The following is a 9686-nucleotide window of genomic DNA, read 5'->3' as shown; positions in this document are numbered from 1 at the left end:
GATCAGGATGGTGGGGTGGGGCGGGCCTCGGCGCGGCCGAGGGCGCGGACGACCGGTTGCAGACGGGTGTCGGCGGTGCGGCGCAGGAGGTAGGTGGTGAGCGAGTCGTCGATCGCGCTCGGGGTCAGCCCGGTGTTGGTGTGCCCCTTGCCGACGGCGACCGTGCGCTCGATGGTGTCGCCCATCGCGCACGCCCGCGCCACCGCGCCGGCCGTCCAGCTCGGGGTGATGATCTGATCGGAGTCGCCGTAGCCGACGAACAGCGGCGCCGCCGACCTGCGCTGCGGCAACGCGTCGGCGGCGAGCATCGAATGCAGTTGACGCAGAGCCGACGCCGATCGGATCGCGGCGTCACCGGGCTGGACGCCGGTCAGGGCCGAGTACTTGGAGAACGCACTGCCGGACCCGCATGACGTCAGCGCCTGCGCACCCGCGGCGAGGCCGCCTCGCATGTACTCCTCGACGGGGAGGTCGGGGTACACCGCACGCAGTCCGTCGACGATCAGCGGGATGAACGCGATCTGGATCTGGGTGAACGTCGGTGCCGCGTAGGGCTGTGCGTCGTAGCCGTCGGCGATCGGCGACACATCCGCCGCGGGTGCGAGCGCCGCGGCCCCCACGAACTGCAGTCCCGATCCGTAGTCGGTGGCGGCGGCCTCGCCCGCGGCCCAGGCCGCCTGTCCCCCTTGGGATGCGCCCATCGACGCCCACCGCGTCCCTGCCTGCGGCACGATCGTGCGCGCGGCGCGCACCATGTCGATCATGTTGCGGGCGACGGTGTCGGTGTCGAGATAGGGGTGCGGCACGCTCGTGACGCGGGCGTCGGCGGCGGTCCCCGGACCGCTGAGGCCCTGGTAGTCCGACGCCGCGACGACATAACCGCGGCTCACCAGCGAGGCGATGGTGGAGGCGCCACCGAGCAGGTCGGGGTACCCCGACGGTCCGCAGTTGGACGCGGTCCCGGTGGTGCCGTGGCCGTAGGCGACGATCGGCCATCCGCCGCGAGGCGGGGTGCCGGACGGGACGGCGACGATCCCCGACACCTCTGTGCCGAACGTGCCGTCGGGATCACCCGGCGCGTAGCCGGCGCTGGATCGGTAGACCACGCGGGTCACCGCGACGTCGGCCAGCGGTCCGCTCGGGTCGACCGCCATCGCCGAGCGCGCCACGATCGCGCCGCGCTCGGCGGCGGACGGGGCGGTCGGTAGGTCGGTGGACGGCGTCGCCGGACCGGCCGGCGATGACGACGGACTTGCGTCCGGGGTCTGCTCGGCGCTGCACCCGGCCGCGGTCAGCACCACCGCGAGGACCGTACAGACGACGACGGGCAGCCGACGAGTGATCGTCGACTGCCCGCGTCGCTGAGTGTGGATGACCGCTACTCGGATTGATCGCCTACCGGGTTGATCGCCTACTTGGGCTGGTCGCCGAGCTTCTTCGCGGCGTCCTTGGCGGCGTCACGTCCCTTGGCGACCTGGCTGGTGTACTTGCCCTTGGTCGCCTTGTCGATCGCGTCGGCACCCTTGTCGATGTACTGGGAGTTCTTGCTCACCAGGGTCTTGGCCTTGTTCGTCAGCTGCTTGAAGTCCATGCGTGCGTCCTCTCGTCGGTGCGCCGCGTCTGCCGTGCGGCGCTCATGCCGACCCAACGATCGACGGTCATGTCCGGTTCCCGGACCCGTCAACACAGTCGGTTCCCGGACCACCGACAGAGCCGGTTCATGAGCGGCGCAAAGCTAGTTCTGAGCGATGCCGTGCCACCAGTCGGGGTGTTCGATGCCCGCGCCGGTGCGGGTCACGACGTCGATGCGGGTTCCCGGTGCGGGCGTCGCGGTGATCGCGGATGCCTTCTCGGCGGCGGTGAGCATGCGGCGCACGGGGTCGTCCCAGGTGTGCAGGCCGAGGTTGAACGTCGCCCAGTGGATCGGCACCATCAGCGAGTCGGCGAGGGAGTCGCCGGCGAGCATCGTGTGCAGCGCGACACCCTCTTCGGGATCGACGTGGATGTCGGGCCACATGCGGTCATAGGCGCCGATGGGGACCAGTGTCAGCTCGTAGGGTCCGCCGGCGTCGCGGTAGGCCTCGGTGAAGCCGGTGTCGCCGGTGAAGAACGCCGAGTGCTGTGTTCCGCGCACACCCCAGCTGGCCCACTGGGTGAGGTTGCGGACGACACCGCGACCCGAGAAGTGCCGCGCGGGAACGCAATCGAAGGTGAGGTCGCCGTGGGTGACGCGCTGTCCCCAATCGGCCTCGGAGATGCGGTCGGAGGCGATCCCCCAGTACTCGAGGTGTGCACCGACACCGATCGGGGCCACGAAGTGCGCGCGGGGTTGCTCGCGCGCGATGGTCACCACGGTGGCCATGTCGAGGTGGTCGTAGTGGTCGTGGCTGATCAGCACCACGTCGAGGTCGGGTAGTTGCGACGCCGTGCACGGCGCGCGGTGCATGCGGGCGGGGCCGATGGACTGCGACGGGGAGCAGCGCTTGGACAGCACGGGGTCGGTGAGCACGCGGCGGCCGTCGATCTCGACGAGCGCGGTGGCGTGACCGAGCCACGTGACGGCCAGGGCGGCGGCGGTGTCGACGAATCCGGGGGCGACGAACTCGGGATCGCGGACGGGGACCGTCGATCCCGGGTCGCCGCGGCGGCGCGCGCGGATCATGTCGACGGCGCCGGTGCGGTCGACGTCGACGGCGATCGACGGTTCGCGGTTGGCGAAGAACCCGTCGTGTTGGTTCGGCGAGGCGCTGATGTGCGGTGCGATGGCCTCGGGCGATGCCCCGAACGCCCGGCCGGTCGCCGATCCGGTGGCGGCGAGACCGGTGGTGAAGGCCCCGACGGCCCCGACGCTCGCGGTGGCGGCAAGTTTGCGGATCACGCGACAACCGTACCGGCGAGCGCACCGACACACGCGCACCCTGACTTATCGGGAAGCAAGTCAGGTGGTAGACAGTTGACTAGCGATAGAGCTAGTCAGACCTCCTGGCCGGCAACACATCGAGTGGAGGAACGCATCATGGCCGCAACCGCACGCACCGACGCCGTCATCGTCGGGGCCGTTCGCACCCCGATCGGCAAGGGGAAGGCCACGGGCGCACTGCACGGCGTCCACCCGGTCGACCTCCTCGCCCACAGCCTGCGTGCACTCGTCGAACGCACCGGCATCGACCCGGCGCTGGTCGACGACGTCATCACCGGCACCGTTACCCAGGCCGACGAGCAGGGCCAGAACATCGCCCGCAACGCCGTCCTCGCGGCCGGATTCCCCGAGTCGGTCCCCGCGACCACGATCAACCGGCAGTGCGGTTCGAGCCAGCAGGCGGTGTCGTTCGCCGCGCAGGGCGTGATGTCCGGCGCCTACGACGTCGTGATCGCCGCGGGCGTCGAGTCGATGGGTCGGGTGCCGATGATGTCCGACATCCGACCCGGCGCCGACCCGTTCGGCGAGGCCTTGGCGCAGCGCTACCCCGACGGCTTCATCCCGCAGGGCTACAGCGCCGAACTCATCGCCGCGCGATGGGATCTCAGCCGGACCCAGCTCGACGAGTTCGCCCTGTCGTCGCACGAGAAGGCCGCCGCCGCGACCAAGGCCGGACGATTCGACGCCGAACTCGCGCCGATCGCGGGACTCGACCACGACGAGATGATCCGCCCCGGCGGGTCGATCGACGGTCTGGCGCAGCTGCGTCCCGCCTTCTACGACGAGGCCATGGGGCGCCGCTTCCCCGACATCGACTGGCGCATCACCGCCGCCAACTCGAGCCCGCTCTCCGACGGCAGCGCGGCGCTGCTCATCATGTCCGCCGAGAAGGCGCAGCAGCTGCACCTCACGCCGCTGGCGCGCGTCCACACGACGACGGTCGTCGGCTCGGACCCCATCCTCATGCTCACCGGCATCATCCCGGCCACACACAAGGTGCTCGAGAAGGCCGGCCTCGCCATCGGCGACATCGACCTGTTCGAGGTCAACGAGGCCTTCAGTCCGGTGGTGCTCGCCTGGGCCCACGACACCGGCGCCGAACTGGCGAAGACGAACGTCAACGGTGGCGCGATCGCGCTCGGACATCCGTTGGGCGCCAGCGGCGCCCGGCTGATGACGACGATGGTCAACGCCCTGCACCAGACCGGCGGCCGCTACGGCCTGCAGACCATGTGCGAGGCGGGCGGCCAGGCCAACGCCACGATCATCGAGAGGCTGTGACGAGCTAGGCGCCCAGCGCCTTCTCGATGGGGGTGTCGCCGCCGGTGAACTCGATCATGCGACCGACGGTCGAGGGCGTGCGCAGGACGGCGGCGATCACCTCGGCGACGTCGGCGCGGGCGACCTCGGTGCCCGACTCGGCGCCGTCCTCCTTGGTGCGGATGGTGCCGGTGGCGTCGCCGTCGGCCAGCGAGCTCGGCGCGACGATGGTCCAGTCGAGGTCGCTGGCCCGCAGGTACTGATCGGCGTCGCCCTTCGCCTCGGCGTAGGCGTAGAACGAATCGTCGGGCGAGACACCGTGATCGACCGATGCCCCGAAGTACGAGACGAGTGCGAAGCGCTTGATCGAGGTGGCCGAGGCAGCGTCGACGCAGCGGATGGCGGCGTCGCGGTCCACCGCGTAGGTGCGGTCGGGGTTGCCACCACCGGCGCCGGCGGCGAACACGATCGCGTCGTGTCCCTCGAAGGATTCGATGATCTCCTCGGTGGAGGCGTTCTCGATGTCGATGATGACCGGCGCGGCGCCGGCGCCGGTGATGTCGTCGGACTGCTCGGGCTTGCGGATGAGCGAGCTCACCTGGTGGCCGTCGTCCACGAGCAGTCGCGCCAGGATGAGTGCGATCTTGCCGTGGCCTCCGACGATGGCGATCCGTGACATGTCTGCTCCCGTTCCCGCCCTCGGGCGGTGTGTGTTCGTCTCGCGACGCGTGCTGTGGGGCGTCGCGATCCGGCGATGCTCGCCGCGCGTCGGCGCCCTCCCCCGGCGGCCTGCATCACCGGACCACCCACGCTAGCAATCGCTGGCGTCGCGCCGGACTCTGCGCTAGTTTGTTTTGTGTTGCTAAGCACATACGTGTAGACCGAAACCGGGGAGCTCACCGTGACACTGTCGCTGGACCGAAACACCGACGCCGTCGACTATCCGTTCAACCGACCCGACGATCTCGAGCTCGCACCCGAGTACGGCGAGATCCGGGCGAGCAGCGGGCTGGCGCGTGTGCGACTCCCGTTCGGTGAGATCGGCTGGCTCGCCACCCGCTACGACGATGTGCGCACCGTCCTCGCCGACCCCCGATTCAGCCGCGCCGTCGCCGCCGACCACGACGAGCCGCGCATGCGCGAGGGCCGCCAGAACTCGGGGATCCTGTCGATGGACCCGCCCGATCACACCCGCCTGCGCACCCTCGTGGCCCGCGCCTTCACCCCGCGACGCATCGAGAACCTGCGTCCGGCGGCCGCCGCCATCTGCGCCGACCTCGTCGCGGACATGCGCGCCCAGGAGGGCCCGGTCGATCTGGTCGACCGGTTCGCCCTGCCGCTGCCCGTGCGGGTGATCTGCGAACTGCTCGGCGTGCCCCAGCGCGATCAACCGCTGTTCCGCCGGTGGAGCGATGCCGCCCTGTCGACGACGTCGCTGTCTGCGGCGGAGTTCGACGCCAGCCGTGAGGAGTTCCGCGACTACATGCGCGGGCTGCTCGCGGTGAAACGCGCCGAACCCGCCGACCACCTCATCTGCGCCCTGATCGACGCGCGCGACGGTGACGCGGGCACCGGCACCGACCGGCTCAGCGAGCTCGAGCTGATCGATCTGTGCAACGGCATCCTCGTCGCCGGACACGAGACCACCGCCTCGCAGATCCCGAACTTCATCCTGTTCCTGCTCGCCCACGAGGGCCGGTGGCACGAACTCCACGACCATCCCGAGCTCGTCGCGGGTGCGGTCGAGGAGCTCATGCGCCTGGTACCGCTGGGGATCGGCGCGGGCCAGGCCCGCTACGCCCTCGACGACGTGGAGCTCTCCGGTGTGCGGATCCGCGCGGGTGAGCCGGTCCTGGTGTCCATCGCCTCGGCCAACCGCGATCCGGAGGCCTTCGACGATCCCGAGCGATACGACCCGACACGTCCCCGCGCGGGTCGCGGCAACGCCGGACACATCGGCTTCGGCCACGGGGCCCACCACTGTCTCGGCGCCGCACTGGCCCGCGTCGAACTGCAGGAGGCATTGCGCGCGCTGACCGGCGCCTTCCCCGATCTCACCGTCGAGGCCGTCGACTGGAAATCGCAGATGGTGGTGCGCGGTCCCCGCGGGTTGACCGTCTCCTTCTGACGCCCTCTCCGGCCCACACCGACGCCGTCGCTCGTCCGTGCAGATGCACCGATCGACCCCGTCGCCGACGCGCACGGCCCGCGCGTGATCACTCGCCGTCGATGGGTCATCATTGCTTCGGTTCGGGTGGCGACGACGCCCTCGACGACACGGCGGGGGGCGTCATGCGCAGGAGCTCAACACTCGGTTCGATCCGGTCGGGTTCGCCGGTACGGGCAGCCGTCATCGTCGTCGTGGCGATCGCCGCGCTGCTCGGCGTCGGCGTCGTGGCGCCCGCCTCGGCGGCCACACCGGTCCGCTACGTGGCGCTGGGCGACTCGCGCGCGATCGGTGCCGGGATCATCGAGTCCTTCGATCCCCAGGGCTGCGGCCGCGGTGGCGGCGGCTACCCCGAACGCGTCGCCCGCGCACTGCGTCCGGCGTCGTTCACCACCGTCGCGTGCCGCGGCGCGGTGACCACCGAGATCACCGACCGTCGCCAGACGACGCCGCTGCCGATCGTGCGCTCCGTGCCGGTCCAGTCGGCGGCCCTGCGGCCCGACACCACGCTGGTCACCCTGTCCATCGGCGGCAACGACATCAACTGGGGCTCGCTGATCGGGCCGTGCTTCTCGTTCGTCCCGGGCAAGGACGCACGGTGCCGCACCAACGCGACCGTCGCGGCGAACATCACCGAGAAGCTCACCGCACTGAGCGGGTCGATGGATCGCGTGCTGGACGTCGTCGACGCGAAGTCGCCGCGGGCGCGGGTCCTCGTCGTCGGTCACGGCGGCTACTACGGCCTGCGCGGTTGCTACCCCGACGCGCCGTTCAGCTCGGCCGACGCGGTCTTCGTGCGGGACTTCTTCACCCGCTTCAACGGTGTGCTCTCGGCTGCGGCGCGTCGCCACGGCGCGGTGTTCGTCGACGTCGCCGGCCCCGCGGTCGGGCACGACGCGTGCACCCCGGACGGCGTGCGGTGGTTCAACGGCAAGATCCCGCGCGGCGACGGCCTGTCCGATCACCCCACGCAGGAGGGCAACGCCGCCATCGCGCGTCTCGTACTGGCGGCCATCCGCCGGTCCTGACCCGGTGCCGGATCACACGGGGCGCGTCACACCGGGACGCGGGTGAGCGCGGCCGAGTGATCGAGCCGGTCGAGCGCACGCACGGCCACGATGGTGGCCGTCGAGAGCTCCTGGGCGTCACGCGAGAGCACCTGAGCGACGGGACTGGCGTCGGCGAGGCTGTCGTCGTACTCGCCCTGCTCGCCGCGTACCACCGACCGCAGTGACATCACCGACGCCCGCACCCCGTCGGCGCCGTCGACCACCGCACGCGCGAGGTCGCCGGTGGGTCCACTCGCCGGGTCGGCCGACGCCGCGAGCATGCCGGCACGCACCAGCGCATGTGCGGCGCGATCGCAGGCCTCGAGCACCCGCACCAGCCGCGCGGTCCCGCGGCGCGCCCTGCTGGCCGGCCCCATCCCGAGAGGCCGTGCGGCGGTCTGCAATTCCTGGAGCGCGGTGTCGAGGCGACGTGCCACCGGGACGAGATCCACGCCGCTGCCGGGCTCCACGACCGAGGTGATGGAGTCGTCGATGACGTCGCCGAGAGCGTCGAGGTAGGCGTCGACCTTGTCGCGCACCGTCTCCCGCGTCCGGGTGGGCAGGATGAAGTAGGCAGCGGTGATGCCGACCGTCGCCCCCACGCAGGTCTCGGCGATACGCAGTTCGAGCACGGCGATCGAGAAGGTGCCGAGCAACCCGTAGAGCATCGCCAACAGCACGGTGATGAAGAAGACGAGCAGCCCGTTGGCCACGGTCACCAGATAGAACGCGCAGAACACGCACACCACGATCAGTGCCAGCTGCACCGGCGCGCGGTTGCCGACGACCGCGGCGAGGAGCACACCGGCGAACACGCCGCCCACGGTGCCGACGATGCGATGGCCTGCGCGGGTGAGGATCTCGCCTCGCGTGGTGGTGCCGGTGAACACCACGAACGCCGACAGCACCGCCCAGTACCACCGGTTCGGCGACACCAGCTCGCCGAGCACCGTCGCGACCGAGGTCGCGATCGCCACCTGGATCGCGGTGCGGGTGCTCGGTTCGAGTCGGTCGAACTGTGCCCGCAGGCCGCGGTGTCGAGGTGGCACGGGGCTGTCGTCGGCGGCGGTGGCTGTGTCGTCGGTTGCGGGGGCCGGTGCGGTGCCGGTGCGGGTGGGCAGCACCGTGGCGGGTTCGTGCGCCTCGGCCGTGGCCAGTGCGTGGGCGGTCACCCGGTGAACGGCGATGTGCGCGCGCACCGTTCGGGCCGCGGCACGAATCACGATCGAGTGCTGATCGCTGTCGGTCGCCGCGGCCTCGGCGCGGGTGACGATGCGGCGCGCGACCGTGAGGTCGTCGGAGGTGGGGTGGTTGCGCAACACCGACCGCACCGCGAGCAGCACCTGCGCCACCGCGGGCCGTTCGGCGAGCACCGACCGCGCCGTCCCCGCGCGTGGACGCATCGCGAACGCCAGCTGCTCGGTGGCCTGTTGGGCGTCGAAGATGCGGCGGGAGAGGTCTTTCCCGGTCACCGACACGTGTGCCGCGGCGACGTTGCGGTCGAGCCAGTCCTCGATCATGAGCGCGGTGTTCGCCAGGCGCTCGAGGGCGTGCCGCACGGCGTCACTCGACGCGGGCTCGGCGTGCCTCCCGACCGGGGTGGCACCGGGGACGTTCGTGGGGGCGATGAGATCGACCACCGCCAGCGACGACGCGCGCAGCGCACGGGTCAGGCGGGTCAATTCGGCACCGGCCCACTCGTGTTGGAACGCGAAGCGGACGGTGAGCGCGCACGCGACACCCACGAGCACCGACCCGATGAGCTCGGGGATCTGGCCCGGTGTGGCGCGCAGGAACAGGGCGAAGAAGTAGGCGATGAACGACCCCATGCCGAGCGCGAACCCGCGCGGCCCGAAGCGTCGGACCCACACCGCGCCGAACAGCACCGCCACGAAACCGACGTCGGCGAGGACGCCGTGCTGGGCGAGGAACGTCGAGACGGTCACCGCGGTGGCCGCGGGCAGGGCGATGAGCGCCGTGGTGAGCAGGCGGCCGCGGGCGGTGCGGTCCTTCACCACGAACGAGGAGAACATCGCGACGACAGAACCGAGCATCGCGACGGTGATGGCCTCGCCGAGAAGGCGCGTCATCGCGACGAGCACGCTGAGCGCGAGCACCAGGGTCAGCGTGGTCTGACTGGCGCTGCGCAACCGCAATTGCCCCGGATCGGACACCACCAGGAACCGCAGTGCGCGATCGATCGCCGGGCGCACCGAGTTGGTCATGATGGCTACAGACTACGGCTCCCCGCGTGCATCGGGGACGCGGTGACGGCGGCCGTGTGACCGGC

General features: G+C 71.0%; 8 protein-coding genes. 3 read left to right on the top strand and 5 right to left on the bottom strand.

Annotation, left to right across the window (positions count from 1 at the left end):
• Positions 1-2: 2 nt before the first annotated feature.
• The 3 genes from TU34_RS00540 to TU34_RS00530 form a co-directional block, all read right to left on the bottom strand.
• Complete coding sequence (locus TU34_RS00540; RefSeq protein WP_052688548.1) at positions 3-1301, bottom strand: lipase family protein; 1299 nt, start codon at positions 1299-1301, stop codon at positions 3-5.
• 110 nt (positions 1302-1411) lie between these two features.
• Entirely contained in the window at positions 1412-1591 is a 180-nt protein-coding gene (locus tag TU34_RS00535) for an antitoxin (RefSeq protein WP_045820880.1), read from the bottom strand.
• Positions 1592-1735: 144 nt separating this feature from the next.
• The gene (locus TU34_RS00530) at positions 1736-2878 is read right to left on the bottom strand and encodes an MBL fold metallo-hydrolase (protein WP_045820879.1); all 1143 of its coding nucleotides are present in this window, start codon (positions 2876-2878) and stop codon (positions 1736-1738) included.
• A 138-nt stretch (positions 2879-3016) separates the two neighbouring features.
• Here TU34_RS00530 and TU34_RS00525 point away from each other — a divergent pair, with 138 nt between their 5' ends.
• A complete protein-coding gene (locus tag TU34_RS00525; RefSeq protein WP_045820878.1) occupies positions 3017-4201 on the top strand; it encodes a thiolase family protein in 1185 nt (394 codons plus the stop codon).
• Positions 4202-4205: 4 nt separating this feature from the next.
• On the opposite strand, the gene TU34_RS00520 is transcribed toward TU34_RS00525, so the two are convergent.
• Positions 4206-4859 carry an SDR family oxidoreductase gene (locus tag TU34_RS00520; RefSeq protein WP_045820877.1) on the bottom strand — a complete coding sequence of 218 codons (654 nt, stop codon included), beginning with the start codon at positions 4857-4859 and terminating at the stop codon, positions 4206-4208.
• Between the two features lie 222 nt (positions 4860-5081).
• Here TU34_RS00520 and TU34_RS00515 point away from each other — a divergent pair, with 222 nt between their 5' ends.
• Together TU34_RS00515 and TU34_RS00510 are read left to right on the top strand one after the other, a co-directional pair.
• Entirely contained in the window at positions 5082-6308 is a 1227-nt protein-coding gene (locus tag TU34_RS00515) for a cytochrome P450 (protein WP_045820876.1), read from the top strand.
• A gap of 164 nt (positions 6309-6472) precedes the next feature.
• Positions 6473-7375 (top strand): SGNH/GDSL hydrolase family protein, encoded by a 903-nt coding sequence (locus TU34_RS00510; RefSeq protein ID WP_052688552.1) that lies wholly within the window; start codon positions 6473-6475, stop codon positions 7373-7375.
• 26 nt (positions 7376-7401) lie between these two features.
• On the opposite strand, the gene TU34_RS00505 is transcribed toward TU34_RS00510, so the two are convergent.
• Positions 7402-9621 (bottom strand): FUSC family protein, encoded by a 2220-nt coding sequence (locus tag TU34_RS00505; protein WP_045820875.1) that lies wholly within the window; start codon positions 9619-9621, stop codon positions 7402-7404.
• Positions 9622-9686: the final 65 nt, after the last annotated feature.

The organism is Williamsia herbipolensis (genome assembly GCF_000964005.1).
Lineage (GTDB): Bacteria > Actinomycetota > Actinomycetes > Mycobacteriales > Mycobacteriaceae > Williamsia_A > Williamsia_A herbipolensis.
Note: the sequence above shows the minus strand (reverse complement) of the source record. Positions and strands in the feature narration are given on the sequence as shown.

What these genes read in the sequence shown, in the direction of transcription:
- TU34_RS00535 (WP_045820880.1), bottom strand. Translation starts at nt 1,591, where the DNA reads ATGGACTTCAAGCAGCTGACGAACAAGGCCAAGACCCTGGTGAGCAAG.
- TU34_RS00525 (WP_045820878.1), top strand. Translation starts at nt 3,017, where the DNA reads ATGGCCGCAACCGCACGCACCGACGCCGTCATCGTCGGGGCCGTTCGC.
- TU34_RS00520 (WP_045820877.1), bottom strand. Translation starts at nt 4,859, where the DNA reads ATGTCACGGATCGCCATCGTCGGAGGCCACGGCAAGATCGCACTCATC.
- TU34_RS00510 (WP_052688552.1), top strand. Translation starts at nt 6,473, where the DNA reads ATGCGCAGGAGCTCAACACTCGGTTCGATCCGGTCGGGTTCGCCGGTA.
- TU34_RS00505 (WP_045820875.1), bottom strand. Translation starts at nt 9,621, where the DNA reads ATGACCAACTCGGTGCGCCCGGCGATCGATCGCGCACTGCGGTTCCTG.